The organism is Erwinia artemisiae (assembly GCF_051400835.1).
In the GTDB taxonomy this organism is placed as follows: domain Bacteria; phylum Pseudomonadota; class Gammaproteobacteria; order Enterobacterales; family Enterobacteriaceae; genus Erwinia; species Erwinia aeris.
The window spans coordinates 491,031-516,198 of sequence record NZ_JBLFFM010000002.1 but is presented as its reverse complement, the minus strand read 5'-3'; the positions used below and the strand labels follow the sequence as shown (position 1 = coordinate 516,198).

At 53.0% G+C, this 25,168-nt stretch carries 25 protein-coding genes, 1 tRNA gene and 1 pseudogene; 14 read left to right on the top strand and 13 right to left on the bottom strand.

Annotated elements, in window-relative coordinates; all coding sequences use genetic code 11:
• Positions 1 to 105: 105 nt before the first annotated feature.
• Positions 106 to 759: an acyl-homoserine-lactone synthase gene (locus ACMGEE_RS07085; RefSeq protein ID WP_253454994.1), complete on the top strand. Its 654-nt coding sequence runs from the start codon at positions 106 to 108 to the stop codon at positions 757 to 759.
• Here ACMGEE_RS07085 and ACMGEE_RS07080 read toward each other — a convergent pair.
• The 5 genes from ACMGEE_RS07080 to ppiB all read right to left on the bottom strand — a co-directional run bounded on the left by ACMGEE_RS07080 (position 727) and on the right by ppiB (position 4,976).
• On the bottom strand, positions 727 to 1,470 hold the full coding sequence (locus ACMGEE_RS07080; RefSeq protein ID WP_125288482.1) for a helix-turn-helix transcriptional regulator: 744 nt from the start codon (positions 1,468 to 1,470) through the stop codon (positions 727 to 729). The genes ACMGEE_RS07085 and ACMGEE_RS07080 overlap by 33 nt on opposite strands.
• A gap of 435 nt (positions 1,471 to 1,905) precedes the next feature.
• Positions 1,906 to 2,985, bottom strand: coding sequence for a 5-(carboxyamino)imidazole ribonucleotide synthase (gene purK, locus ACMGEE_RS07075; RefSeq protein WP_369896314.1), 1,080 nt, complete (start codon positions 2,983 to 2,985; stop codon positions 1,906 to 1,908).
• A complete protein-coding gene (gene purE, locus ACMGEE_RS07070) occupies positions 2,982 to 3,491 on the bottom strand; it encodes a 5-(carboxyamino)imidazole ribonucleotide mutase (protein ID WP_253454991.1) in 510 nt (169 codons plus the stop codon). The genes purK and purE overlap by 4 nt, the downstream gene beginning before the upstream one ends.
• 265 nt (positions 3,492 to 3,756) lie before the next feature.
• On the bottom strand, positions 3,757 to 4,482 hold the full coding sequence (gene lpxH / locus ACMGEE_RS07065) for a UDP-2,3-diacylglucosamine diphosphatase (RefSeq protein ID WP_253454990.1): 726 nt from the start codon (positions 4,480 to 4,482) through the stop codon (positions 3,757 to 3,759).
• Positions 4,482 to 4,976 (bottom strand): peptidylprolyl isomerase B, encoded by a 495-nt coding sequence (gene ppiB, locus ACMGEE_RS07060; protein WP_125288486.1) that lies wholly within the window; start codon positions 4,974 to 4,976, stop codon positions 4,482 to 4,484. The genes lpxH and ppiB overlap by 1 nt, the downstream gene beginning before the upstream one ends.
• A 231-nt stretch (positions 4,977 to 5,207) precedes the next feature.
• Between ppiB and cysS the strand changes: the two genes are divergently transcribed.
• A complete protein-coding gene (cysS, locus tag ACMGEE_RS07055) occupies positions 5,208 to 6,596 on the top strand; it encodes a cysteine--tRNA ligase (protein ID WP_436829839.1) in 1,389 nt (462 codons plus the stop codon).
• A 91-nt stretch (positions 6,597 to 6,687) separates the two neighbouring features.
• On the opposite strand, the gene ybcJ is transcribed toward cysS, so the two are convergent.
• Together ybcJ and folD are read right to left on the bottom strand one after the other, a co-directional pair.
• Entirely contained in the window at positions 6,688 to 6,900 is a 213-nt protein-coding gene (gene ybcJ, locus ACMGEE_RS07050; RefSeq protein ID WP_301252378.1) for a ribosome-associated protein YbcJ, read from the bottom strand.
• A complete protein-coding gene (gene folD / locus ACMGEE_RS07045; RefSeq protein ID WP_301252380.1) occupies positions 6,900 to 7,766 on the bottom strand; it encodes a bifunctional methylenetetrahydrofolate dehydrogenase/methenyltetrahydrofolate cyclohydrolase FolD in 867 nt (288 codons plus the stop codon). Before folD ends, ybcJ begins: the two co-directional genes overlap by 1 nt.
• Positions 7,767 to 7,949: 183 nt before the next feature.
• On the opposite strand from folD, the gene ACMGEE_RS07040 reads away from it, so the two are divergent.
• Positions 7,950 to 8,026, top strand: a tRNA-Arg gene (locus ACMGEE_RS07040).
• A gap of 15 nt (positions 8,027 to 8,041) precedes the next feature.
• On the opposite strand, the pseudogene ACMGEE_RS07035 reads toward ACMGEE_RS07040, so the two are convergent.
• Positions 8,042 to 8,287 (bottom strand): annotated as a pseudogene (locus ACMGEE_RS07035) (tyrosine-type recombinase/integrase); the annotation flags it as partial.
• Positions 8,288 to 8,686: 399 nt separating this feature from the next.
• Between ACMGEE_RS07035 and hxsD the strand changes: the two are divergent.
• Complete coding sequence (gene hxsD, locus ACMGEE_RS07030) at positions 8,687 to 8,935, top strand: His-Xaa-Ser system protein HxsD (RefSeq protein ID WP_436829838.1); 249 nt, start codon at positions 8,687 to 8,689, stop codon at positions 8,933 to 8,935.
• A 73-nt stretch (positions 8,936 to 9,008) separates the two neighbouring features.
• Here hxsD and ACMGEE_RS07025 read toward each other — a convergent pair whose 3' ends face one another.
• The 5 genes from ACMGEE_RS07025 to ACMGEE_RS07005 form a co-directional block, all read right to left on the bottom strand.
• On the bottom strand, positions 9,009 to 9,455 hold the full coding sequence (locus tag ACMGEE_RS07025; RefSeq protein ID WP_436829837.1) for a DUF943 family protein: 447 nt from the start codon (positions 9,453 to 9,455) through the stop codon (positions 9,009 to 9,011).
• Complete coding sequence (locus tag ACMGEE_RS07020) at positions 9,422 to 10,021, bottom strand: hypothetical protein (RefSeq protein WP_436829836.1); 600 nt, start codon at positions 10,019 to 10,021, stop codon at positions 9,422 to 9,424. Before ACMGEE_RS07020 ends, ACMGEE_RS07025 begins: the two co-directional genes overlap by 34 nt.
• Positions 10,018 to 10,380: a tlde1 domain-containing protein gene (locus ACMGEE_RS07015; RefSeq protein WP_301729867.1), complete on the bottom strand. Its 363-nt coding sequence runs from the start codon at positions 10,378 to 10,380 to the stop codon at positions 10,018 to 10,020. Before ACMGEE_RS07015 ends, ACMGEE_RS07020 begins: the two co-directional genes overlap by 4 nt.
• Before the next feature lie 26 nt (positions 10,381 to 10,406).
• Positions 10,407 to 11,189: an ATP-grasp domain-containing protein gene (locus tag ACMGEE_RS07010; protein WP_436829835.1), complete on the bottom strand. Its 783-nt coding sequence runs from the start codon at positions 11,187 to 11,189 to the stop codon at positions 10,407 to 10,409.
• A gap of 346 nt (positions 11,190 to 11,535) precedes the next feature.
• A complete protein-coding gene (locus tag ACMGEE_RS07005) occupies positions 11,536 to 11,664 on the bottom strand; it encodes a hypothetical protein (RefSeq protein WP_301252397.1) in 129 nt (42 codons plus the stop codon).
• A 158-nt stretch (positions 11,665 to 11,822) separates the two neighbouring features.
• Between ACMGEE_RS07005 and ACMGEE_RS07000 the strand changes: the two genes are divergently transcribed.
• From ACMGEE_RS07000 to ACMGEE_RS06955, 10 genes are all read left to right on the top strand, one after another.
• On the top strand, positions 11,823 to 12,188 hold the full coding sequence (locus ACMGEE_RS07000) for a helix-turn-helix domain-containing protein (protein ID WP_253454982.1): 366 nt from the start codon (positions 11,823 to 11,825) through the stop codon (positions 12,186 to 12,188).
• Between the two features lie 322 nt (positions 12,189 to 12,510).
• Positions 12,511 to 13,470, top strand: a complete 960-nt coding sequence (locus ACMGEE_RS06995) for a chemotaxis protein (RefSeq protein WP_301252398.1) — start codon at positions 12,511 to 12,513, stop codon at positions 13,468 to 13,470.
• A 193-nt stretch (positions 13,471 to 13,663) separates the two neighbouring features.
• The gene (locus ACMGEE_RS06990; RefSeq protein ID WP_253454980.1) at positions 13,664 to 13,930 is read left to right on the top strand and encodes a hypothetical protein; all 267 of its coding nucleotides are present in this window, start codon (positions 13,664 to 13,666) and stop codon (positions 13,928 to 13,930) included.
• A 98-nt stretch (positions 13,931 to 14,028) separates the two neighbouring features.
• Positions 14,029 to 14,523, top strand: coding sequence for a DUF1198 family protein (locus ACMGEE_RS06985; RefSeq protein ID WP_253454979.1), 495 nt, complete (start codon positions 14,029 to 14,031; stop codon positions 14,521 to 14,523).
• A 304-nt stretch (positions 14,524 to 14,827) separates the two neighbouring features.
• Positions 14,828 to 15,553 (top strand): gluconate 2-dehydrogenase subunit 3 family protein, encoded by a 726-nt coding sequence (locus ACMGEE_RS06980; RefSeq protein WP_253454978.1) that lies wholly within the window; start codon positions 14,828 to 14,830, stop codon positions 15,551 to 15,553.
• Between the two features lie 34 nt (positions 15,554 to 15,587).
• On the top strand, positions 15,588 to 17,357 hold the full coding sequence (locus ACMGEE_RS06975; RefSeq protein ID WP_436829834.1) for a GMC family oxidoreductase: 1,770 nt from the start codon (positions 15,588 to 15,590) through the stop codon (positions 17,355 to 17,357).
• Positions 17,358 to 17,363: 6 nt separating this feature from the next.
• Positions 17,364 to 18,617, top strand: coding sequence for a c-type cytochrome (locus ACMGEE_RS06970; protein WP_253454977.1), 1,254 nt, complete (start codon positions 17,364 to 17,366; stop codon positions 18,615 to 18,617).
• Between the two features lie 285 nt (positions 18,618 to 18,902).
• Complete coding sequence (locus tag ACMGEE_RS06965) at positions 18,903 to 23,999, top strand: AvrE-family type 3 secretion system effector (RefSeq protein ID WP_436829833.1); 5,097 nt, start codon at positions 18,903 to 18,905, stop codon at positions 23,997 to 23,999.
• 11 nt (positions 24,000 to 24,010) lie between these two features.
• A complete protein-coding gene (locus tag ACMGEE_RS06960) occupies positions 24,011 to 24,415 on the top strand; it encodes a type III secretion system chaperone (protein WP_301729860.1) in 405 nt (134 codons plus the stop codon).
• Between the two features lie 188 nt (positions 24,416 to 24,603).
• Positions 24,604 to 25,047, top strand: coding sequence for an RcnB family protein (locus ACMGEE_RS06955; RefSeq protein WP_253454974.1), 444 nt, complete (start codon positions 24,604 to 24,606; stop codon positions 25,045 to 25,047).
• Positions 25,048 to 25,168 lie beyond the last annotated feature (121 nt).

Sequence of the window (25,168 nt, the reverse complement as noted above, 5' to 3'; positions counted from 1 at the left end):
GCGGCCGGGAACCTCTGAATCGTTTCGCCTGACCGGTTTTGCTTTCCTGCGGGCTGTGATAAAGGTCATAAATAACGTAGATAGTGGAATAGGGAAATAGCTGAAATGTTGGATCTGCTGGATATAAAATATCGTCATCTCTCTGAAATGAAGTCAACTGAGCTATTTGGTTTAAGAAAAAGAGTATTTAAAGACAGACTCAACTGGATGGTCAACAGCCAGGATGAGATGGAGTTCGATGAATATGATAATGAACAAACCACTTATGTTTTTGGCGTCCACCAGGATACCTGCGTTTGTAGCCTTCGCTTTATAGAAACCCAACACCCGAATATGATTACCGGCACGTTCCGGTCATGGTTTAAAGATTTTACGCTTCCCGAAGGGAACTACGTAGAGGCCAGCCGTCTGTTTATCGATAAAGAGCGGATGACGATGTTAAAGCTGCGTGAGAAACCCGTCAGCGCGCTGCTTTTTTTATCGATGATTAATTATGCCCGGCACTATAAATATGACGGCATATACGCCATCGTCAGCCATCCTATGTATCTCATTTTTAAGCGTTCTGGCTGGAAGGTTTCGGTAGAGGCACAAAGTCTTTCCGAGAAAAAAGAAAAGATATTCCTGATCTTTATGCCTGTAGATGATGATAACCAGCGTATATTGATTGACCTGGTAAAATCTAAGGCACCCGAGTTAACAATGGCCCTGGATGCCTGGCCGCTCTCATTCCCCGTCAGTCAGCACCGGCCTGATTAGCTGTAGCTCAATGCTTAATCTGATGGCATGTTTCATATTGGTAACGCCCAACTTTTTCACCGCGTTACCAATATGATATTTAACCGTGGTGAGCTTGATGCCCAGAATTAACGCGATTTCCTGGTAGGATTTGCCCACGCTGGCCCAGTAAATAATCTCATTCTCTCTTTTAGAGAATATTTCCCGCGTGTTCATTTCATCAAAATCAGTTTTTCTTGCCTGCTCCTGATACAGCTCCGTCAGCTTTTCATGGGCGTTAATCAGCAGCATTTGCAATTTGCTTTTATTCGTCTGGATCACTTCTTCAATATTATCGTCACAGTGCTCGTCCAGCATGATTGAGAGCACGACAAGATTGTTATTGTGGTCGTGAAGAACAAACGTATAGCCGTTGATGATATTGTGGTTACGCGCCATATCAAAAAGCTTAGGAACCTTGACGCCCTTGTTCAGCATAATGTTTTCGTCCCATGAGAAGGGCGAAACACGGTAAAGCGCCGTGATCAGAACGGGATCGATAAACTGAAAGTTGTTTTCGACATAAACCTGAAACCATTCCGGCCTGTTAGAAATTATAGAGAAATCCGCAGGGTTGCGTTTACTCATAATCGCATAGGCATACTTAACGTTACTGAACTGAGTCAGTTTCCTCTCAAGGTAATCTTTTATGGAGGAATTGATAACCTGATTACTAAAATATGATTTAGACATGTAATTATCTCCCTGAGAAAGTGGGGCTTCCATCGTCAATAGCCGACTTTACCATGTTTTTAAAGCCAGACCTAACGATGCACCCTGCTCAGACAGGCTGCCGTAGATGAGCGGCGTTAAAGTAAATGGCGGAATAATGTTCAGCACGTCCGGCGCAGCCGAAAAATCATAGTAACTTTTTATGGAAGCTGAAGAAACAGGGTGTTGACGTAAGGGCACAATTTGATGAGAGAAGCGAGGGAGGAGAACCAAACCAGACCCTGACACGTCAATCATGAAGCAAAATTTACGTGTTTATCCAGAAAATCTGAGAGTGGTTCCCTTGGTGTTGGCAAAAAAAACTTCTAATTACTTAATAGTATTATGTATTTATTGTTTTGTTCGCCAATACAATACGACTTTCACCAACAAATTAATAGCCATACTTAAGTACAGTTAAGCACTGTCTTTTTTCAGATGGGTGTTTGCCCAGGCAATGCCTTCAGCATAATCGGCAGGTAAATCCTGCGCCAGCGCGCTCAGTGCCTGCTGAAGCGATTCACGGCTGGTATCGCAAAGGTTCAGGTGCCCTACCTTGCGTCCCGGACGCACTTCTTTTTCATACCAGTGCAGGCGAACCAGCGGGTGCTCCAGCCACGCAAGGTTAACTGCCGTGCCGATCAGGTTAATCATAACCGACGGCGTGCTGACGACGGGCGCAGGCAAAGGCAGATCCAGAATGGCGCGCAGATGCAGCTCGAACTGGCTGATGGAAGCGCCGTTCTGCGTCCAGTGGCCGCTGTTGTGCACGCGGGGCGCCAGCTCGTTAATCAGCAGTCCTTCCGGCACCACAAAGCATTCCATGGCCATAACGCCTACATAGTCCAGCTCGTTCATAATAGCGGCCAGCATACTTTCAGCCTGCTGTTGACGTTCCGCATCCGGCGTCGGTAACGCGACGCTGGCGCGCAGAATACCGTCCTGATGCAGATTGTGGGTGAGGGGATAGAAAACCGTGCGGCCGTCATGAGCGCGAGCGCCAACCAGAGACACCTCGCCGGAAAAATTAATGCCCTGTTCCACAATGCACTCGCCGTAGCAATCCGCAGGCAGGGAAGCGACATCGTTCTGCCGTAAACGCCACTGGCCGCGACCATCGTAGCCGCCCGTACGGCGCTTAACGATAGCCAGCTCGCCCAGCCTGGCGAAAACATCGGGCCACTGCGCGGCATCGCTCAGCAGCTGCCAGGGCGCGGTAGCCAGGTTCAGCCGATCCAGCAGCTGTTTTTGCGTCAGACGATCGGCCAGCAGCGGAAAAATATCGCGGTTTACAAAGGCATTATGATGCGAGAGTTCACGCGTCAGCGCCGTTTCCGGCCAGCGTTCGATTTCCGCCGTGATCACGCTTTGTTGGATAGGCAGCGCTTCCGGTTCCGCATCCAGCCCGACAGGATAAACGGCTATTCCCAACGGTTCACCAGCCTGGCGTAGCATCCGCCCCAGCTGACCATTTCCTAATACGCAGACTGGCTTCATGCTTCCTCCCGCGGATCCGGGTTATTCAGAACTTCGTCAGTCTGGCTTTGACGCCAGGCGGACAGACGCTGGTTTAACTCCGCATCGTGTAGCGCCAGGATTTGTGCGGCCAGCAGCGCCGCATTAGCCGCGCCTGCTTTACCGATAGCCAGCGTGCCGACCGGGATGCCGCGCGGCATCTGGACAATGGAGTAAAGGCTGTCAACGCCGCTCAGCGCCGCGCTCTGCACCGGTACGCCCAGCACGGGCACCAGCGTTTTCGCCGCCAGCATGCCGGGCAGGTGCGCCGCGCCGCCAGCGCCGGCGATAATAACCTGAATACCGTTCTCTGCGGCCTGTTCCGCAAAGCTGAACAGCTTGTCCGGCGTACGGTGCGCTGAAACCACTTCACAATGAAAAGGAACGGCCAGGCTGGTGAGAATATCCGCGGCGAATTGCATGGTTGCCCAGTCGCTTTTAGAACCCATTACAATGGCGATGCGGGCCGGTGCGGCAGTAGAAGACATGCGGGTGTGACTCCTGTGATTATACAAACAGTGTCTGAAAGCTGGTCGGTCAGCCAGACAGGAAGGGCTGAGAGAATAGCATGACTCACCGGGCAGGAAAACGGTTGCGTCGGTTCAATCGCATCACGGAATGGGGAACTTCGCGCCTGTCAGCTGACCAGCAGCAGGCTTAAAGCCACTGCATCAGATGCCGGAACGTTAAGCCGGGAGGCTTTTGGCGTAGCTCAGACAGCAAGCGTTTTGGTCGACGCAATATGGGAAGAATTTACAGGGGAAAAGCGATCAGTTCCGTTCCGGATGAGGTTACGCGGATCATCGATCCTTCCGTGTGCCAGGCGCCCAGCACCACGCGTTCGGCGGGCAGACCGTTAACGGTGAGCGTATGAACGGCGGGGCGGTGCGTATGGCCATGAATAAGGCACTGCACCTGATAGCGGCTCATCGTATAGGTAACGGCTTCGTTATTAACGTCCATAATCGCCATCGTTTTGCTGCTGTTGGCCTGCTTGCTGCCAGCACGCATTTTCTGAGCGATACGCTGGCGCAGCGACAGCGGCAGCGACAGGAAAAGCTTTTGCAGCCAGCGCTGATGGACCTTGCGGCGAAAGCGCTGATAGCCTTCGTCATCAGTACACAGCGTGTCGCCATGCATAATCAGCAGCGGCCGACCATACAGCTCCAGCCGTTGCGCTTCCGGCAGCAGCCGCATACCGCATGATTTTGCAAAGCGCTGACCGAGCAGGAAATCGCGGTTGCCGTGAATAAAGTAGCAGGGAACGCCCGCCAGCCTTAATTCATCAAGCGCGGCGGCGACTTTGGCGTGAAGCGGATTGGGATCGTCATCGCCAATCCAGGCCTCAAACAGGTCACCGAGGATGTACAGTGCATCGGCCTGACGCGCGTCACGCCGCAAAAAAGCAAGAAAACCGGCAGTGATTGCCGGTTCTTCTTCACACAGATGTAAATCTGCGATAAACAGCGTATGCGACATTATTCGCTAACGGTGACTTTCTGGATCACGACGTCTTCTTTTGGCACGTCCTGATGCATTCCGCTGCGGCCAGTAGAAACGGCTTTGATTTTCTCAACCACGTCCATACCTTCCACAACTTCAGCAAAGACGCAGTAGCCCCAGCCCTGCAGACTTTCGTCACGGAAGTTCAGGAAGTCGTTGTCCGCCACGTTAATGAAGAACTGCGCGGTCGCGGAGTGTGGCGCCTGGGTACGGGCCATCGCCAGCGTGCCTTTGGTGTTTTTCAGGCCGTTGTTGGCTTCGTTACGGATTTCCGCTTTGGTGGCTTTCTGCTGCATGCCAGGCTCAAAACCGCCGCCCTGGATCATAAAGCCGTTGATAACACGGTGGAAAATGGTGTTGTCGTAAAAACCTTCACGGCAGTAATCCAGGAAGTTTTTAACAGTTTCAGGCGCTTTATCGTCAAAGGTTTTGATAACGATATCGCCATGGTTAGTCTGGAAAGTGACCATATTCTCATCCTGTAAAGGTTGAAGGGGTGGATTTAGCTGCCGTCAGCGGAATAATCAGGCTGACAGGCGATAAAATAGAGGGCTCTTATATCACAAAATGTGATGACGAGTCAGCACCGCCGCATAAACGGAAGCGTGCCGAACCTTGCTTTGCGTGGCGCTTGCGTTAACAATACGGCAGAATATGCCTGTTACTATCACGATCGCACACGTTAAAAACGGAATGTCTCAATGCTAAAGATTTTCAACACCCTGAGTCGTCAAAAAGAGGAATTTAAGCCTATTCATGCCGGTCAAATCGGCATGTACGTGTGCGGCATCACCGTCTATGACCTGTGTCATATTGGTCACGGGCGCACCTTTATTGCCTTTGACGTGGTCGCCCGCTATCTGCGCTATTTAGGCTACTCGCTGAAGTACGTGCGTAACATCACCGATATTGATGACAAAATCATCAAGCGCGCCAACGAAAACGGCGAAACTATCGACGTGCTGACCGATCGGATGATCGCGGAAATGCACGCTGACTTCGCCGCGCTGAATATTCTGCCGCCGGATCTGGAACCTCGCGCTACGCACCATATCGCCGACATCATTGAACTGGTCAGCAAGCTTATTGAGCGCGACCATGCTTACGTCGCCAGCAACGGCGACGTGATGTTCTCTGTTGCCAGCGACGCCGATTACGGCCTGCTGTCGCGTCAGGATCTGGAACAGCTCCAGGCCGGTGCGCGCGTTGAGGTGGCCGCCGACGTTAAACGTAATCCTATGGATTTTGTGCTGTGGAAAATGTCCAAGGCCAATGAGCCGGGCTGGCCTTCGCCGTGGGGCGAGGGGCGTCCGGGCTGGCATATTGAATGTTCCGCCATGAACTGCAAGCAGCTTGGCGAGCACTTCGATATTCACGGCGGCGGTTCCGACCTGATGTTCCCGCATCATGAAAACGAAATCGCCCAGTCTACCTGCGCGCATGACGGCCCCTACGTCAACTACTGGATGCATTCCGGCATGGTGATGGTTGACCGTGAAAAGATGTCCAAGTCGCTGAACAACTTCTTTACCGTGCGCGACGTGCTGGGCTATTTCGATGCCGAGACCGTGCGCTACTTCCTGATGTCGGGCCACTATCGCAGCCAGCTGAATTACGGCGAAGATAACCTGAAGCAGGCGCGCGCGGCGCTGGAAAGGCTTTATACCGCGCTGCGCAACACCGATCCGCAGGCTGAAGCCGTGGGCGGCGAGGCTTTTGAAGCCCGTTTCCGCGAGGCGATGGACGACGATTTCAACACGCCGGAAGCCTATTCCGTGCTCTTTGATATGGCGCGCGACGTTAACCGCCTGAAAACCGAAGACAGGGCGGCCGCAAACGGGCTGGCGGCAAAACTGCGTCAGCTGGCTGGCGTGCTGGGCCTGCTGGAACAGGATCCTGAAGTCTTTTTGCAGAGCGGTGCGCAAAGTAACGACGATGAGGTCGCCGAGATCGAAGCGCTGATCAAAATGCGCCTGGATGCACGTAAAGAGAAAAACTGGGCGCAGGCTGACCTGGCGCGTGACAAGCTGGTCGGGATGGGGATCGTGCTGGAAGACGGCCCGCAGGGAACCAGCTGGCGTCGTAAATAAGCTAAAAAAGTTCAGGAGCCAATTGGCTCCTGAATGGTTTTTACTTTCTTCACCGACCGCTCAGCTTTTAAAATGCAGCCTGCAGCTGACTTTACTCAGCGACGGTGATGCTGTTGCCGTTAAAGCTGACGGTCTGGCCCGCAACGATTTTACAGCGTTTACGGGTTTCTGTTTTGCCATCTACCGTAACCTGGCCGTCCGCGATTGCGTCTTTAGCCGCACCGCCGCTTTCCACCCAACCTTCCAGCTTCAGCAGATCGCATAAATCGACGTGGGCATGTTTACCCAGAGAAAAAGTTGCCATTATTGTACTGCTCCATCATGAAATTCTTCGCAGGCTTGCAGGGTATTCTGAATCAGCGTTGCCACGGTCATCGGGCCAACACCGCCTGGAACCGGCGTAATATAAGCTGCCCGCTCGGAAGCTGCAGCAAAATCTACGTCACCAACCACTTTGCCGCTTTCCAGACGATTAATGCCCACGTCAATCACGATCGCGCCAGGCTTGATCCAGTCGCCAGGAATAAAGTTTGGTTTACCTACGGCCACCACCAACAGATCGGCATGTTCGATATGGTGACGAAGGTTTTTGGTAAAGCGATGGGTAACGGTAGTGGTGCAGCCTGCCAGCAGCAGCTCCATGCTCATTGGACGACCAACGATATTGGACGCGCCAACCACCACGGCGTTCAGGCCAAAGGTGTCAATGTTATAACGCTCTAGCAGCGTGACGATGCCGCGCGGCGTACAGGGACGCAGCTTAGGCGCGCGCTGGCACAGGCGACCAACGTTATAAGGATGGAATCCATCGACGTCTTTTGACGGCGAGATGCGCTCCAGCACCTTTACGTTATCAATGCCTGCCGGGAGCGGCAGCTGCACCAGAATGCCGTCAATTTCGCTATCGTCGTTCAGCTTATCGATCAGCGCCAGCAGCTCCGCTTCGCTGGTGGAGGCCGGCAAATCGTAAGAGCGGGAGATAAAGCCCACTTCTTCACAGGCACGGCGTTTGCTGCCCACGTAGATTTGTGAAGCCGGGTTCTCACCTACCAGTACCACCGCCAGGCCAGGCGCGCGTTTACCCGCGGCCAGACGCTGCTGCACTTTTTCTGCAACCTCAAGGCGCACCTGCTGCGCAATCGTTTTACCGTCAATAATCTTTGCTGCCATCAGAGAGAGGATCCATCTGTGTTGAGTTGAAACGGGAGATGGCGCCTATTCTGGCAGAAGCGCGCGCCGCTGTCAGGCACAGATTCGGAGCGGGCTGTTCAATAGTGCAGCAACAGATTGGCTTAGTAAGCAAAATCGTTGACTCGACGGCTTCGCGCCGTATAATCCGACCCTGTTCCCCATGCGCCCTTAGCTCAGTTGGATAGAGCACCGGCCTTCTAAGCCGTAGGTCACAGGTTCGAATCCTGTAGGGCGTACCATTATATTTCAATGACTTACTCGCCTTTTCCTGTCTTCATATTTTCACCGTGGGACAGATTTGGGACAGACACCCTGAAAATAGCGTCAATATGGCGTGCGTGCTCGGTCAAATGGTTCGGTGCCAGATGAGCGTAACGCTGTACCATCTCAATGCTTTCCCAGCCGCCCATTTCCTGCCGCGCAGACAACGGCACTCCGGCCTGAATGAGCCAGCTCGCCCAGGTGTGTTGCAAATCGTGAAAGCGGAAATCCTTAATGCCTTCCTGATTAACGCTGCCCGCCATGCAGTGTTTTTGACCGGAGGCACATATTCTTACTGAATTTCAGTCAATAAATCACTCCTCTTAATCATTTTCTAATCTCATACCTTAAATGGGTATCACGGTTGCACATCTACGCGCAAAACAATAAACTGTATAATCTTATTTTTGTTTTCTGTGAGGCTTTCGAAAAAAATATTAATAAAAGTGGATCCGAATATAGGCAATAAAAACCACCGTCAAATTTTTATATGAAATCTTATATTTAACAACAGATTTTTTTTGATGTTTAAATTTAATTTACTGAGCGATTTTATGATTTGAAACTAGTAAGTTAAGTTTCTCCTTTTTGTCGCATTACTTTCGGGATGGTAATGTTGTGAAAAAAAACATAGAAAAATGGTTTCTGAATGGGTAATCAGAAATGGACTTTATTGGATGAGTACTATTATTAGCTGGAAGCTCAAGGAAGACGAGCAGAATTGGCTGGTATCGTTTGAGACGTTTAATGACGAGGTTAAATTAGAGTTTGAGCAGATCTTGAATGACTCCAGGTTCAGGGAGAAGCTTCAGGTACATACTGGAGAAATTAGAACTTTGATCATCGACAATGTTCTGAGGAGCATCAATTTGAGACTTGCTCAATGAATACGATACTATTCAACTGTTAAGGTAGCTTATCTAAACTATAATGTCTTTTTATGCAAAGTATCCTGTTTTGTTATTTTAAGGATACCTTGCCATCAGAGCTTTGGATATACGTTTTATCACCTATATTTATAAATGCTTTTCCATCTATGCTTCCTCTAACAACAAATGCTATGCTGTTATACACACAATTATTATGCTCGCCATTCGTATCATCAAAGCAGGTATAGTCATCTATTGAACCATCTCTGGTGCCTTTGGGAAGTTTCTCGTAACCATTGAAATTCATGACGATAACTGTGAAGTTATCAGGAGTATTAATAATTTGAGATTTATTCTGAAGTAATTCTCTGTTTTTTAACCACCATTTTAGTTTTCCTTTAGTAGTCATTGGTAAGTGCTCTACAAAAACAGCACCATTATCTACTCTGACTATTTTGGTTGGCCTTACAGCAATCCATATGCAATATGCTGATATTAAAAAAACTAAAATTGCTCCAATCCTTTTATATTTAAACATTGTTTTCTCCGGTCAATGTTATGGTTGCTTAAAAATTTGTAAAAAATGGCTTTTGAGCAAAATGCTTTGCCCTCTGTAGGACGAACCATATTCTGAAATCCAGAGTATGAATTTTCAAGTTGTAAAATACAAAGTTCCTTCCAACCGCTTTTAGCAGAAGCTGCTTTCAGCGCCGCTCGTGCTTTAATGTAATATACCTCTATTTCTTCAACTGTTGGTTCAATAAAGGGAATTCCGCAAATATGCTCGATATTGTCTTTGTTGAGATATTGTAATGTTCCTGTGGTATTGTCTATCAATGCTTCAGCCATCGAAATATGTAATCCTTCCTGAAAATAAGTGATGCTTAAAAAGGGTTCTTTGTCGAGCGCAGGGTAAAGATTTATCCAGCGATCCTGTCCTTTAGATAAGTACTCTAATATGTTCTCGTAATCCGTATCAGAGAATTTTTCGGTTTTCTGCTCATTAATGGCCATTAACACCTTTCTGTAAAGCTTATCCTCTGAGCTATTTAATGCGCAAGCGCTGAGCAGCAATATAAGAAGAGCGGTTGTGAATTTTTTCATTGTACAATCAGCTCCTTATCGCCGCTTTCTATTATCTTTTCCCTGTATCCCCGCATCAAAATAATACAGCCATTGGATGCGGTTCCTCTGCCATTACCACCATGAATCAAAAACCCCTCACGCCCGCACATGCTGTTCCCGCTGTGTGGCGTAAGCCTGATAACATATCTTCCTGCCGTAGGGTGAACTGCAATCGGGCCAGTTATATGATAATTGCCGCGCGGCAGCAGCCCTTTATTCTTAACGCACTCATCATCAGGGTTGTCTTTGTAACCCGGCGATCCCGCATACTCAGCGCTAAATTTATAGTCGCCATTGCGGGAGAATTTTTTAGTTATTACATTGTAGATCCAGGCCATAATTCTATATCCTTATATTATTAAATTTATTCCATCTGCTTCGCCAGCATCTCTACAAACCGCGTGACCGGCCACCCCTTAAGATCTGAAACCTGCCCGTCGCCAATTTCCACCAGCCGTGGTTCTCCGAGCGTATTCTCAATCATATCTATCGTAAAAAACGAGCTGTCTATCCGGCTGGCTATCTCTCTTACGCTTGTCGATACATCGCCGTCGGCGGCGTAAACCTGTTTGTTCAGCACAAAATAGCGCTTTTCACTGTGAGGTTTAAAAGATTCAAAACGACGCAGGCAAATACCGCCTTCGATTTCGCCACGAAATTTTTTCAGCAGCTGAACAATCTCGCGGATCTCATTGGCGTTATGCGCAACCGATCCTCGGGACGTGGTTAAAGATTTTACGTAGTCTTTGACAAAACAGACGGGCCACTGTAGCTCAGCCAGCAGGGCATCAAAATCTACATCGGGATGAACAACTCTCGTTTCCGGCGTGAAATCGCGGCAAAGATTATACCAGCCCGGCAAATGATGGCAGCGAAGATAGTCTTCTGGCGACGTCATCATCGCGGCCCCACGCACGGTTACGGCATGATGCAGCTGCCGATATTCCAGTGCCGACATCATCCAGCCGCGCCAAATCACGTGGTCGGACAGAAAAGGCGAGGAAAAACGATAATCGCCCATAGCCGCCGCATCTGACGACAGGAGCAGGCAATGCAGACCTTTTTCACGCGCGCAATAATACTCTTGCGCAAAGGCTTCATCAGGACGTTTTGGTTGAAATAACTGGCTGGGATAGATAATTTGCATCGAATTCTCCTTTTCTTTGCACAAGCAGTCCTTTAGCCCATACCCAGCCCGATAACGATATTGACAAAAGCGGCGATCGGCATCACAAAAGCGGGAAAAAAGTAATTTTTCTCTTTTTTCCTCCGGCCTGAATAAACTAATACCAGCCCAACAGCCAGAAAGGGAAACCGAGTATTAAAAAAGGCACGGAAGCTCCTGAGATGAGTATGCTGGCAGCTATTTATCAGGCCGCTCAAGGTAGCAATATTTATAACGCTGTTTTAACGATAAGCAAAGCGGCATCGGCCAGCGGCAAAAGCACTTAACGCTGTAGCGGCATTTTTTACCCTGTCAAAATGAACCGTACTCAGAAATATTGGGTAAGCAGGGCGTGTGCTAAGTGGCAGGCGGGAAAGAAAATGGCTGAGGCAAATTGTTTATCGGCGGCAGGGGAAACATAGCCACCATCAGCAATCTGCCGATTAATGAGCAGCATTCATAGCTTTAACTCCATATGGCCTATAAATGTCCTGAACCTTAGCTGCTATGCTTCCTCACGCTATGGCTATATAAGCCCTGAGCAAGCTAAAACCGACATGTAGCTTTATTTAATTACAACATACTAAAGACGATAGCGGTAGAAGAGAAAAGACAATGCAGCGAGAGCAGATCATCATTTATGAGCTGGCGGCCTGGATAGACGCCAACATTCATCGGCCGTTAAAAATCGACGACGTGGCGGAAAAAGCAGGCTATTCAAAATGGCATTTGCAGAGAATGTTTCAGCGCGTGATGGGCAAAAATCTGGGCAACTACATTCGCGACACCAAACTGGCGCTGGCGGCAGGGGACTTAATCAAAACCACCGAAACGGTGATGACTATCTCACAAAAATACGGCTATGAATCTCAGCAGACCTTTACCCGCATTTTTGCTAAAAAATACCATAAGCCGCCAGCCGCCTTCAGAAAATACAATGCGTTAAAAAACGGCCCGGACTGCTGTCGAACTAACCGTTAGTTAAAGACGTTATCAAGCCAATACCTTATACATAATCGTCACGACACAGAATCACTCGGCCAGCCGCCGTCATTCATTCAGTCATTGTCAGCAGTTATTGTCAGTCGTTCAGTCAGTCAACCCGTGAGCCGGTAAGGCCCGGCGTTGATTCCCTGCACTGCGGCTGCCTTACTTTAACGCTTAGTAATTAATTCGGTTCACCCTTTCTCTGTTGCCCTGTACTTTTCTTCACCGGTGCCGATAACACTCACAGAGTGATAAGCCGCGTGCCGTTGTGCGCCGCTTACCAGCGTACAAACAGTCAGGCAACCCAGAGGTAGTAATGGATAATTTCCAGAAAGAGATTGATGAGAGAGCGAATCTCGCCTTATCCAACAAGTTTGAGCTTCTGTTATTCCGTTTAGGCTCAGATCAGAACGATGCGAAATCAGAACTTTTCGGTATTAACGTGTTTAAGCTGCGCGAAATCGTCCCTATGCCGACTATTACCAAAGCGGCGGGTATGAAATCACCTCTGCTGGGCATGGCGAACATTCGCGGCCAGTTTATCCCGGTTATCGATCTGCCGGCCGTTGCAGGCTGCACACCGGAAACAGGCTTAAACCTGCTGCTGGTTACCGAATATGCCCGCAGCACGCAGGCTTTCGCCGTGGAATCCGTGGACGATATCGTGCGCCTGAACTGGAGCCAGATCCATACGGCGGAGTCCGGTATCAGCAGCCGCAATATCACCAGCATTGCCTGCCTGGATGACAAAACCAACAGCATGGCGATGGTGCTGGACGTAGAGCAGATCCTGCATGACGTTATTCCTTCCGTGCGGGACGTAAAAGCAGAAGACGTTAAGGTGAAAGAGTTTAATATCAGGCCCGGATCGGTCGCTATCGTAGCGGAAGACTCTAAGGTCGCGCGCCAGATGCTGGAGCAGGGTCTGAAGGTGATGGGCATCCCTGCCGTTATGCACACCACGGGCCTCGAAGCCTGGGAAAAAATCAAGCTGATGGCGCAGCAGGCGATGACGGAAGGCGTTTCCATTCACGACAAAATCGCGATGGTCTTAACCGACCTTGAAATGCCGGAAATGGACGGTTTTACCTTAACGCGCAATATCAAGAGCGATCTGGGCCTGAAAAATATCCCGGTAGTGATCCACTCTTCGCTTTCGGGCAGCGCTAACGAAGACCACGTGCGTAAAGTCGGCGCCAACGGCTACGTGGCTAAATTTGAGATCAACGAGCTTTCCGCCGTGATCCACAAAGTGCTGGAAGAAGCCGGTAACTGATTTGTTATTATCGGCGGTTAACAGGCCGCCTGATAACAATGATGTGCTGATAAGGCGAAATAAAAAAATACTGCTTCTTTAAAGTTCATATTAATGTCAGTAAATGCCTGACGATGCGCCAGAACGTTATCTATAGGTAAAGAAGGGGAAGTCATTTATTATTCAGCCGCTGTCAGACCATAAGGAGATCAGGATGACAATGCTGGAACAAATAAAAGTTCTTTATCTTAATGATGAACAGGGCGAATTTCTCAAATACGCTATTCTGGCCGATCAAACCGGACGCGCCGCGCTGGTTCTGGTGCATATCTCATTGCAGCACCAAATCGGGCAGCTGTCCTGGGCCGTCTGGACGAAAGTAGACGAGCTGAGCGTGCCGCTGGCGGAGGAAACGCCCGAAGCGGCGTTAAGGCTGGCGGTCGCGGCCTGCGTCGACCATCGCGCCAGCTGGCAAAAGTAGCGCTTAAGCTGCCTGCGGGCAGCTTTTCTACGCGGTTGCCTCGCCACATTGCTGCTGTTACTCTGACGCCCCCTGTGCCCGCAATTCCCGGTAAAAAAATGATCTGGCTGATGCTTCTGACTTTGGTGGTGGTTTTTATTATTGGCTTTCGCGTGCTGAATTCACGATCCCGCCGCGCGACCAGCGCGCTGACGAAGCGGCTGAATATCGATCCGGTCTACGTTGAATCATTGCTCAGCCTGATGGGGCGAACGGCCGGAGAAGAGTTTGTTGCCTATCTTTCTCGCGATAACGAGGCGCATTTAAGCAATGCGGCAAGCGTGCTGCTAATCTGGCAGCTTTGCCTGGTGGATGAATCGGAAGAAAATATCGCTTTCTGGCGTGGCGTACTACGCGAAGCCTGGCTGCCGACCGAGCTTTCCAGTGAACACGTTCGGCTGGCGCTGAAATTTTTACGCGAGCTGGAGCCGGACGCGCAGGAAATGCACGCATTTCGCCTGCGCTATAACGCCCGGTTCGCACCCGATAGCAATACTGTGGAGAACGGAAGCAATAACGTGGTATCGATTCATTCTCATTCTCATCACCACTGAATAATTTTTCCCGTCTGTTCAGTGTGGGCATTATCACTTATCTGAATTATTTTTAAGCGGTTATAAGGAAATAGTGCCTTAATCGGGCAGGAAAGTAATGGCGAAGCGCTTTTTTTGTACACAACACTCGGGTATCAATTCTATTGCAGTTTTATAACAAAGTTATAAAGCTTAACTAAAAATAATTAGAGTTTAATTTTTACATTTAGAAATAATTTTATCCATAACATTACTTTTTTTCTGGTCGATAACAAAATCTATTAACTCAAATTACATTTTATTATCATGTGAGAGTCGTAATGTTATGTTGCTACAAAAAGAAACTACCCGGCGCAAGTTTTTACTGGGGTCGCTGTTAGCATTACCGCTCGGCGAGCTGGTCTTTAAAGGATTAACGGCGGCGCAGGCTGCTGAAATGGCCGCACCCGAGCTGCTCGATTATAAACCCATCTTTTTTTCTGCCGACGAATGGCAATTCGTGATGGCCGCCTGCGATCGCCTGATCCCGGCCGGTGGCAAAGGCAAGGCGCCAGGCGCGCTGGAAACCAACGTGCCGATTTTTATCGATCAGCAAATGCATGGCGATATGGGCAGCGAAATCTATATGCAGGGGCCGTTCAACCCTCATGCGCCGGCCACCATGGGGTATCAAATCCCGTTCCGTCCGCAGCAAATCCTGCAAACCGGTATTCGGCTGGTCAACAGCTGGTGCCAGCAGCAGCATCAGAAGGCGTTCCACGAGCTGGAAATAGCCGATCGTGAAGCCGTACTGACTCAGGTGCAGAAAAACCAGATCGTCTTTGCCGACCTGGGCGAAAGCGCCCTGCAGGGATCGCAATTCTTCAGCGAATTACTCTCCAATACCAAGCATGGCTACCTCTCCGATCCGATGTATGGCGGCAATAAAGGGATGAAAGCCTGGATTGCCATCGGCTTCCCCGGCGCGCGCGCCAGCTATATGGAATGGGTGAAGCAGCACAACGTGCCGTATCCGCTGGGCCCGATAAGCATTAAAGGCGAGCGAGCCTGAGTTTTTCTCTGATTACAGACTGGCAGGATTAAAAATGGCAACAATCAATAAAGAAGAAGTCGACGTTGTAGTCGTCGGCCTGGGCTGGGCTGGCTCGCTGATGAGCATCGAGCTGGCGATGGCCGGATTAAAAGTGCGCGCGCTGGAACGCGGCGGCGATCGGGGATATGAAGAGTTCGCCTATCCTAAACCGGCCGATGAATACGCCTACGCCGTGCGTAATAAAGTGATGGCGACCCCGGCGGAAGCGGCGGTGACCGTGCGTTACAACATGAGCCAGACGGCGCTGCCGACGCGTAAATGGGGCGCTTTTGCGCCAGGTACGGGCGTGGGCGGTTCCGGCCTGCACTGGACGGCGGTGCTGATCCGTCCAACGCCAACCGATCTGAAGCTGAAAACCTATGCGGATCAGGCCTACAAGCCAGGCATCCTGCAGGAAGATATGCGCATCATGGATTTCCCGTTCACCTGGGATGAAATCGAGCCGTATTACACCAAATTTGAAAATATCTGCGGCCAGTCCGGCAATACCGGCAACCTGCGCGGGCAGATCCTGGAAGGCGGCGACCCGTTTGAAGGGCCGCGCTCAGAGCCTTACCCGCTGCCGCCTCTGGAAGATACGCTTAATACCAGCATGTTTGCGAAAGCGGCGAAAAAGCTCGGCTATCACCCGTTCCCTAACCCGTCCGCCTGCGTTTCCCGTGCCTGGACCAACCCTTACGGCAACCAGATCGCGCCCTGTAACTACTGCGGTTACTGCAGTAAATATCCGTGCCTGAACTACTCCAAAGCCTCGCCGCAGACCGCCGTTATGGATGCGCTTAAGCGCATGGATAACTTCTCTTATGAAGTGCACGCCAACGTGATGAAAGTGGTGCTGCATGACGATAAGAAAACGGCTAAGGGCGTGATTTATATCGATGCGCAGGGCAACGAGTGCTTCCAGCCCGCGAAAATCGTGGTATTGAGCAGCTTCCAGTTCTGTAACGTCCGCCTGATGCTGCTGTCCGGCATCGGTCAACCTTACAACCCTATCACCGAAGAGGGCGTGATTGGTCGTAACTACGCTTTCCTGAGCAACGGCGGCGCCACGCTGTTCTTCAAAGACAAAAACTTTAATCCGTTCGCTACGGCTGGCGCTACCGGCCAGATGATTAACGATATTTCGCCAGGCAACTTTGACGGCCCGTCGCTGGGCTTTATCGGCGGCGCGAAAATTCACAGTTCGCAGGCTACCGGCACGCCAATCAGCACCGCGCTGCCAAAAGGCACGCCGTCGTGGGGAACCGGCTGGAAAGAGGGGCTGGAAGAGTGGTACGGCCATTCGATGAAAATCAGCATTACCACCACCTGCCAGTCCTATCGCGATATCTATCTCGATCTGGATCCGAACTACAAGGATGAATACGGCTATCCGCTGCTGCGTATGACCTTCGACTGGAAACAGAATGAGCTGAAGCTGCAGCAGTATCTGAAAGGCGTGGTCAGCAACATCACCAAAGAGCTGAACCCGGACAGCTACAGCGAAAGCTTCCTGCCGATGGACGCGCATTTTGACCTGACCAAATACGTCTCGACCCATAACGTGGGCGGTGCAGTAATGGGCGATAACCCTAAAACCTCGGCGCTGAACAAGTATCTGCAAAGCTGGGATGTGCATAACGTCTTTGTGCCGGGCGGCAACGCTTTCCCGCAAAACTTCCAGGCGAACCCGACCGATACCATCGGCGCGCTGACGCTGATGGCGGCGCAGGCAATCAAAGAGATCTATCTGAAAAATCCCGGTCCAATGGTACAGGCGTAAGCGACGATGAAGATTAAACATTTTTTACTCGCCAATGCCGTGCTGCTCAGTGCAGGTTCGGCGCTGGCGGCTCCGGCAGACAACGGCGAACTGATTAAACAGGGCGAGTATCTTTCACGCCTGGGCGACTGCAGCGCCTGCCACTCGCTGCCCGGCAAACCGGCTTTTTCCGGCGGCCTGGCGATCGAGTCAAACCTGGGCACCATTTATTCGACCAATATCACGCCGGATAAAGAGCATGGCATCGGTAATTACAGCGAACAGCAGTTTTCCGACGCGGTACGTAAAGGCGTGCTGCCTGACGGCAAGCGGCTGTATCCGGCTATGCCTTATCCTGATTACGCTAAAATCAGCGACGAGGATATGCACGCGCTTTACGTCTATTTTATGCAGGGCGTGAAGCCGAGCGCGGAACAGCCGCCGGAAACCGATCTGAGCTTTCCGTTCAGCCAGCGTTGGGGCATGCGCTTCTGGAACTGGGCCTTTGCTTCCGATAAGCCTTTCCGGCCGATTGGCGGCGCTTCGGCCGAGGTTAATCGCGGCGCCTATATCGTCGAAAGCCTGGGCCACTGCGGCAGCTGCCACACGCCTCGCGGACTGGGCATGAACGAAAAGGCGCTCGACAGCGGCGACAAGGATTTCCTTGCCGGCGGCAGCCTGAACGACTGGGAAGTGCCTTCGCTGCGCGGCTTACCGCGCTGGACGGAGCAGGAAACCATCGATTACCTGGCGACGGGCCGCAACGATAAGGCTGCGGTAGGCGGCGAGATGACCTCGGTGGTGGAGCACAGCACCTCTTATATGAGCGAGGCAGATCTGAAAGCGATCACGGCCTATCTGAAGTTCCTGGGCGGCAATCCTTCATTGCCTGCCGGTGACGACAAAGCGGCCAGCGCGACGGAGGCTAAGCTGACGGCGGCCAAAAACCTGACCACCGGCGAGCGTCTCTATCTGGATAACTGCGGCGCCTGCCATTTTGTGACGGGCAAGGGCGCGCCTGGCGTCTTCCCGCAGCTGGATCAGGCCACTATCGTTAACGCAGGCGATCCGACAGGGCTTATCCATACCATTCTGGCCGGCGCACAGCAGCCTTCTACGGCGAAAGCGCCTTCCACGCTGGCGATGCCGGGCTTTGCTGCCCGCCTGAACGACGAGGAGGTCGCGCAGCTGGCTACCTTTATCCGTCAGGGCTGGAGCAATAAAGCCGCTGCGGTGAAAGCCGACGACGTGAAAAAAGTGCGCGAAACGCTGAAGCACTAGCGGTAACAGGAGAGGCGCAACGCCTCTCCTTTTTTATGCCTGAACCGCCTTTCCCGTTATATCAGAAAAAAATCCAACGTTATGCGGGCCACTTCTGTGTATTTAGCCAGCTTTACGCCTTTAACCTATATATCAAACGGTTATCAAGGATCGCCAGGCTGCGTCGTTTGCATCGCTTATCAATATGAATAATCAGTGACAGCGGAACTCCACTGTATTTTCCGCCACTTAGCTCAGGTATCAGACGTTCCGGCTAATCAGACGTTCCGGCTAAGGAGATATACCGTGCTATCGGGGATCAGAACAGCTTTCGCATCAGCATCAAGCAGCGCACAGCGCACCACTTCATCGCAAACCCGTCATGACATGCTCCGGCAGCAGGACGCTTCGCCCAGCCAGCGCGGTGGCGGCACACTACAGAGCAGCGAGCCGCCAGACACCGCGGGTTTGCAGCAGGGCAGCGCGGCGCGTGCGCCCGGCCAGGGACGTTTTCGTGCCTTTAGCCATCTTCCGCTGTTTAAGAAAAACCACGCCCGCGCGACGATAGCCAACCCGGAAAGCCATCCGCTGCGCCCGCTAAACCAGCTGGACGTTGCCATTCCCTCTATGGCCGAAGGCGCGCTGGAGCAGGAGATTATGACAACGCTGGCCGACCGGCTGGCGCATCAGCCGGAGGAGAAAGGCTCGCTGGGCGTGCAGCTGACCGCAAAGCGCAACGCCGCTATCGCCGCGCCTGCGGGCCGTGACGCTCAGCGCGCGCTGCTTAAGCAGACCGTTGGCCATCCCAAAATGCACTATCAAAGCGTGGCGGCCAATAAAAACGGCCAGCAGCACGCGTTGCTGAGCGACGAAGGTAAACTGCTGTCGCTGCACTCATCGCGGGATACGCTGGTCGGCGTGGCCCACAGCAAACCGGCCTGGGCAAGAGAAGAGACGCCGGGCAGCGCATTTCCCCGGCGTAAAGCGGCAGAGGTCGTTGACCACCAGCTGACGTTCAGCGAGGACGGCGGCAGCGTGCAAATTCGCCGTAGCGATGCGCCCGGCGGACGAGCAGCCGAGATAAAGCTGCCGGATGCCGCCGTACTCAGCCAGCTTACCGGCGTGCATCATCAGGCGACGCCCGACGGGGGCCGCGCATTTTGCCTCAGCGACAACAAACTTTATCAGCTGGCTTCGCATGAAGAAGGCTGGCAGAAGGTCGACCTTTTCGGCGACGACAAAGACCAGTCGAAGCTGTCACGTCAGGGCGACAACTCGCTCTATCTGATCCATGACGATCGCCATCTGCATCATTTATCGACGCAAACGCAGAGCGCGCGCTTTGCCGATAAAATCAGCGGCGCCTCTGTGGCGGCGGATGGTCAGGCAATCGTGCTGCTTGCCAGCGAAGAGAGCAAGCAGCAAAGCATTAAGCTGCTGCCGCGCATCGACAGCCCGGAAGCGCAACACCGTACGCTACAGCCAATACCGGCTAAAACTTCGCTGGCGGCGGTAGCGCAGACCGACAGCCTGGTTATCGCCGCCGATCATCAGGGCCGTCTGCTGGTGGCGAATCGCCCCGGCGAGGCGAACGAGCTTAATTTTGGCGACGCGCAAAGCCTGAGCCTGCGCGACGCGCTGCATCAGCAAATCGCCGACGCTATCGGCGACCGCTTTCACGTACAGAGCCTGCTGTGCGGCGAAAACGGCCAGCTGCATGCGGTGGTAAAAGACAGCATGGACAGGCAGCACGCTATCGCGCTGAACCCTCATGCAGACAGGCCGCAGATGGCCTCCGGCTGGAACCTCAGCGACAGCCTGGTGATGGATTACCAGAAAGGCCTGCCAAAACCCACGCCGGCCCGTACCGATATCGTTTCCATTGGCGCCAACGGCAAGCTGGCGCTGCACGACGGCAAGGTGCGCTTCTTTAACGAGCTAACCAGCAGCTGGGAAGCGACAGAGGTCAAAGCCGACCAGCTGCGCGCCGGGCAGGACGGCCAGGCCTGGGCGCTGAAAGATAACCAGCTGAAAAGGCTGAAGGTCAACGTAGCCAGCAACAAAATCAATTTTCAGCAGAATACCTTTGCGCTGCACCAGGTGAAAAAAAGCGTCAGTGAAGAGCTGGCGATGCCCGGTCTGGATAAAAAACAGAAAACCGTCGCGGCCAGCGCGCTGGACGACGGGCGTTTCGTCACGCTGGAAGAGCAGGGCGATATCCATTTTCATCACGTTGATACGGAAAGCCGCCGTAACAAGCGGCTGCCGCAGACGCTTTCGCGTCAGGCGCTGAGCCAGGCGATGAATCAGGCCGGTGCGGTACTGAGCCGTCTTCCTGAGGATCGGCTTGAGCATAAAGCCAAAGACATAGTGCTTGGCCCGGAAAACCGCCTGTTTATATTGAGCGATAAAGGCAAAGTTTTCAGCCTGCCTGCCGAGAGCTGGCAGCAAGGAAAAGTTACCGACATGCAGGCGGAGCGGCTGCCTGCGCCGCTGAAAGATGAACTTGGCGAAGCCGCCGAGGCGCTGCCGGTTAAATTTTATGGCAACCAGAAAGGCACGCTGCTGCTGGAGAGGGATAATAAACAGGTACTGACGCGAGACGAGCACGACTGGCATCCGGTTTCCGCCGATATTTCTGCGGGCGTGCACGATACGGAAAATCAGGCCGATCGGCATTTTGAACGACTGAGCGCCGCCACGCGCGATGCCAAATTGAGTAAAACCGGTCTTACCTACAAGCGCGAGGTCAACACCTTCGGGCAGTCCGGTCACGACGGACACAAAGTCCATACGCCTTTCCGCACGCGGCTCAGCACCTTTGTATTCCGTCCCACGCTGGAGACGCCGCGCCCGCTAAAAAACCTGGGCAATCTTGTGCAGCACGCGCACGGCGGTCGTCAGGGCCTGACGGCGATCTATCAGCAGCAGTCGCAGCAGATAGCGGCGCTGACGCAGCATCTTAAACGTCAGCCAAAAGGCAGGGCGGAAGAGCCGCTCAGCCTGAAGCTGAAAACGCTGGCCGCGCGGGAAGATTTGCCCGGCTGGTTCGGCGAAATGCAAAAATTCAATACGGTGCTGGCAGACAGCGCCGCGCATCAGGCCGGTCTGCTTCAGCAGCATTATGGCGCGCAGAGCGGCGCAGGCAGGCAGCTTGATAAGCTGACCGGCAGCCTGAATCCGGCCAGCAGCCAGGGCGACGATCTGTTGAACAAGCTGCAGCAGCTTTACGCCTTGCATCCCAGCGGTAAAGGCAATCACGCGCAGCTCTCCCTGGCGGCGATGCGCGAGAGCAACGTCACGCTTTCCTGGCAAAAGCCCACGGAGGCGATCCCGGCAGGGATAAATCGCGACAAGCACGATCCGATGGGGCTGACGAAATCCCGCCTGATCCTCGACGGCCTGACCAACGTCAAAATGCACGATTTAACGACGCGCCTGACGCGCGCGCTGGATTTACAGGGAGAACCCCGTGAAAAAGCGTTGCAGGCGCTGGGGAGAGAGTTCCGCGAGCTGCGGGATGACGAGTGGGAAAATAATCCGCTTAAACAGCTCACCGGCCAGGGATTTACCGGGAACGACAGGCTGGAGGCCAACTACGACGCCATCAAATCCATGACCAAAGCGTTCAGCAAAACGAACCACGCGATGAACGTCACCACCCGCACCGTGATGCAGGCCGAGGATCAGCAGCTGCTTGCCCGCAGGCTGGAAACCACGGTGCTGGACATGGATAAGGGCGAAAGCCTCTCTTTCAGCCGGGCTTACGGCGCAACAACCACCATCAGCGCGCTGCCGGGTTCACAGGTCATTGCGGGCGTAGGCGGCAGAGGCAGTCTGGATCGCGGCTACAGCATGAGCCTGACGCGAGGCGAAGGCGGCGTGACCGTCAGCTTCGGGCGCGACGGCGGCGGCGCGTTAACCGCCTTTACCGGCCTGGGCTACAACCTGCTGACCGGCTATATGAAAGATCCGGCGCACGATGTCGCCGTCGATCAGCAGCGCAATCTGGCACCTGCCGTTCGGCTGGGCGGGGTCTTCTCCGTCACGCCGCTGGATCTAAAAAAGCAAAACAGCGTCAGCTTTGAGATTACCGAAGCGGAACTGCCCGCTTTTATCGAAGGGCTAACGCAGGGCACGCTCGATCCGCTGGCGCTGCTCAACCGTGGAATAAATCACAGCGTGAAGCATGGCGAGGTGCTGAACGTCAGCCTGGACGCGAATGCCGCCGCGCTGGCTTCGGCGGGCGTGCCGTTGACCAACAAACATGAAAAGGATACGCCTGCCAGCTTCCGCGTGGGCGGCGGCGCTTATGCAGGCGTTAACGTGCTTTCCGGCACACGGGAAAGAGGCGCCACCACCAAAGAAAGCAGCAGCGCCATCAGCCGCAGCAATAACCGTCCGCGCGGTCTGAACAAAGCCAGCGTGGGCGTGAACTTTGCGTTGCCGACCGGCGTGCTGATTAAGGGCGAAACGGGACGGACGCCGATGTTCGCCGGGCCGGCCGCCAGCGTGCAGCTTTCGATAGATAACAGGACAAAGCAGAGCCTGGCGATAGAAACCAAAACGGCCCGGCCGCTGGCGGAAGTGCATATCGACAAGCTGACCGAAACGCTGGGGAAAAAATTCAGCGATCCGGCTACGGCGGCGCTTATCGCGTCGCTGAAGGATAAAGACGATGAAACGCCGCTGACGCCCAGGCAGAAGCTGGACAAGCTGGACGCGCATTTTTCGCCGCGCGATCTGCGCGAAAAAAGCAACGAACAGCAGGCCGCACTGCGCGATCTTGATAAGCATCTGCGTCAGCAAAGCGCGGCGGAGCGGGGTCAAAAACTGTTGCAGGGCGGCGAATATCAGACAACCTACGCCAACCTGAGCAAGGTCGACAGCAACGGGCTGTGGCATCAGCTTTCGCATCTGCTCGACGGCAGCCTGAATGCCAGCAACGCCAACAAAATGCGCGAGCTGATGAAGGACGACCACCAGCTGCAAACCCTGATTGCAGCGCTACAGGACAACGTCAGCACCGAGGCGACCGTCACGCTGGAGCTGAAGGACGAGGTACGGGAGAGATTAGAGCAGCGCTGGCTGGAGCAGGGCAACAGCCCGGAAGAGATGCAGGCCGAGCTGACCAACCGCGATAATCTGCGGCTTAAATCCATCGCCTTCACCAAGTCGCAGGTAAAAACGGACGGCTTCGCCACGCCCGCTTTTCTGCTTGGCGGCGCCAACAGCGCTTCGGTTTCCATGAAGCGTAACCTGGGGAAAATCAACTTCAGCTACGGCGAAGATCAGGATAAACCGGTCAATTATGCGCTGGAAGGGCGTATCGCCAAAGCCACGACGGAACTTGCCGGCGCGCTGCGCCAGGGGCAGGAACAACACTTTGTGCTTAAAAGCTAACGGAGACAGGCATGAACGCAACAGAGCAGCTTAATCACTTCCTGGCCGGGTATGGCCGCCGCCTCAATCTTAGCCTGGGCCTGAAAAACGGCGTGTGCGCGCTGATGCGCAACCGGCACGAGGTTGCCATTATCGAACTGCCGCCGGACAGCGACTGCGTGATTTTCCACCGCAGGCTGGAGGATCTGCAAAGCGCTGCGGAAAGTCACTTGCGCACGCTATTGGCGCTGAATTTTGAGATGAATGCGATGCGCGGCTGCTGGCTGGCGATGGATGGCGACGACGTTCTGCGGCTTTGCAGCCAACAGCCGCTGGCCTCTCTGGATGCCACAGGCTTTAGCGCAGCGCTGAATGCGTTTATCGTGCAGGCAGACGAAGTCGGCGAATTTCTGGCCGAAAATCACCGCGCCGCCTGACTTAACGCAAATTATTGCCGGGCAGCGGATCCACAATTCATTCACAGTGTTAAGAAAGGGTCAGGGCGAGGTAAAGTACGGTAATTAAAGAGGTTTTAAGACAGTTAGCGATATTTTTAAGGCCAGGGTTAGACGATAGTGTCGTTCAACGGTGCGACAAAAGCCGTGAGCAAATCGAGGATATAACCATGAAAAAAACGACCCTGGCGCTGTTGATTGCCGTATTTTCAGCAAGCTCGCTCTTTTCAACCGTTACGCAGGCCGACGGCCCTCCGGGACAGGCGTGGCATCATCAGGGCGGACATGAAGGACACGGCGGCCCGGGCGATCGTGACAGGCCTGGACGTGGCCCGGATCGCGGCCCCGATTTCGATAGTCACAGAGGTCATGGCCCCGATCGCCATTTTGAAGAGCGCGACCGTTTTGCCTGGCAGGGGCATGAATTCCATCGCGGCCAGCCGTTGCCGCCTCGCTTCCGGGGTAACGATTACCGGGTAAACGACTGGCATGCTCGCGGCCTGCACGAGCCACCGCGCGGCGAGCGCTGGGCCTCTATCGACGGTAACTATGTGCTGATTGCCGCTGCGACAGGCGTCATTACCTCTATTCTGCTGAACAACGCTTTTCACTAAAAGCCACTTGCCGACATCGCAGGATGTCGGCATATTTTCACGCATTTCACGCATTTCACGCATTTCACGCATTTCACGCATTTCACGCATTTCACGCATTTCACGCATTTCACGCATTTCA

Bases quoted from the DNA above. Each gene is read 5' to 3' on its own strand.
- ACMGEE_RS07015 (WP_301729867.1), bottom strand. From the start codon at position 10,380: ATGGCCTGGATCTACAATGTAATAACTAAAAAATTCTCCCGCAATGGC.
- ACMGEE_RS06970 (WP_253454977.1), top strand. From the start codon at position 17,364: ATGAAGATTAAACATTTTTTACTCGCCAATGCCGTGCTGCTCAGTGCA.
- hxsD (WP_436829838.1), top strand. From the start codon at position 8,687: ATGGTTTCTGAATGGGTAATCAGAAATGGACTTTATTGGATGAGTACT.
- ACMGEE_RS07080 (WP_125288482.1), bottom strand. From the start codon at position 1,470: ATGTCTAAATCATATTTTAGTAATCAGGTTATCAATTCCTCCATAAAA.
- ACMGEE_RS06955 (WP_253454974.1), top strand. From the start codon at position 24,604: ATGAAAAAAACGACCCTGGCGCTGTTGATTGCCGTATTTTCAGCAAGC.
- ACMGEE_RS06985 (WP_253454979.1), top strand. From the start codon at position 14,029: ATGATCTGGCTGATGCTTCTGACTTTGGTGGTGGTTTTTATTATTGGC.
- ppiB (WP_125288486.1), bottom strand. From the start codon at position 4,976: ATGGTCACTTTCCAGACTAACCATGGCGATATCGTTATCAAAACCTTT.
- ACMGEE_RS06980 (WP_253454978.1), top strand. From the start codon at position 14,828: ATGTTGCTACAAAAAGAAACTACCCGGCGCAAGTTTTTACTGGGGTCG.
- ACMGEE_RS07025 (WP_436829837.1), bottom strand. From the start codon at position 9,455: ATGTTTAAATATAAAAGGATTGGAGCAATTTTAGTTTTTTTAATATCA.
- folD (WP_301252380.1), bottom strand. From the start codon at position 7,766: ATGGCAGCAAAGATTATTGACGGTAAAACGATTGCGCAGCAGGTGCGC.
- ACMGEE_RS06960 (WP_301729860.1), top strand. From the start codon at position 24,011: ATGAACGCAACAGAGCAGCTTAATCACTTCCTGGCCGGGTATGGCCGC.
- ACMGEE_RS07005 (WP_301252397.1), bottom strand. From the start codon at position 11,664: ATGCTGCTCATTAATCGGCAGATTGCTGATGGTGGCTATGTTTCCCCT.
- ACMGEE_RS07020 (WP_436829836.1), bottom strand. From the start codon at position 10,021: ATGAAAAAATTCACAACCGCTCTTCTTATATTGCTGCTCAGCGCTTGC.
- ACMGEE_RS06990 (WP_253454980.1), top strand. From the start codon at position 13,664: ATGACAATGCTGGAACAAATAAAAGTTCTTTATCTTAATGATGAACAG.
- ybcJ (WP_301252378.1), bottom strand. From the start codon at position 6,900: ATGGCAACTTTTTCTCTGGGTAAACATGCCCACGTCGATTTATGCGAT.
- ACMGEE_RS06995 (WP_301252398.1), top strand. From the start codon at position 12,511: ATGGATAATTTCCAGAAAGAGATTGATGAGAGAGCGAATCTCGCCTTA.
- ACMGEE_RS06975 (WP_436829834.1), top strand. From the start codon at position 15,588: ATGGCAACAATCAATAAAGAAGAAGTCGACGTTGTAGTCGTCGGCCTG.
- ACMGEE_RS07010 (WP_436829835.1), bottom strand. From the start codon at position 11,189: ATGCAAATTATCTATCCCAGCCAGTTATTTCAACCAAAACGTCCTGAT.
- cysS (WP_436829839.1), top strand. From the start codon at position 5,208: ATGCTAAAGATTTTCAACACCCTGAGTCGTCAAAAAGAGGAATTTAAG.
- purK (WP_369896314.1), bottom strand. From the start codon at position 2,985: ATGAAGCCAGTCTGCGTATTAGGAAATGGTCAGCTGGGGCGGATGCTA.
- ACMGEE_RS07085 (WP_253454994.1), top strand. From the start codon at position 106: ATGTTGGATCTGCTGGATATAAAATATCGTCATCTCTCTGAAATGAAG.
- ACMGEE_RS07000 (WP_253454982.1), top strand. From the start codon at position 11,823: ATGCAGCGAGAGCAGATCATCATTTATGAGCTGGCGGCCTGGATAGAC.
- purE (WP_253454991.1), bottom strand. From the start codon at position 3,491: ATGTCTTCTACTGCCGCACCGGCCCGCATCGCCATTGTAATGGGTTCT.
- lpxH (WP_253454990.1), bottom strand. From the start codon at position 4,482: ATGTCGCATACGCTGTTTATCGCAGATTTACATCTGTGTGAAGAAGAA.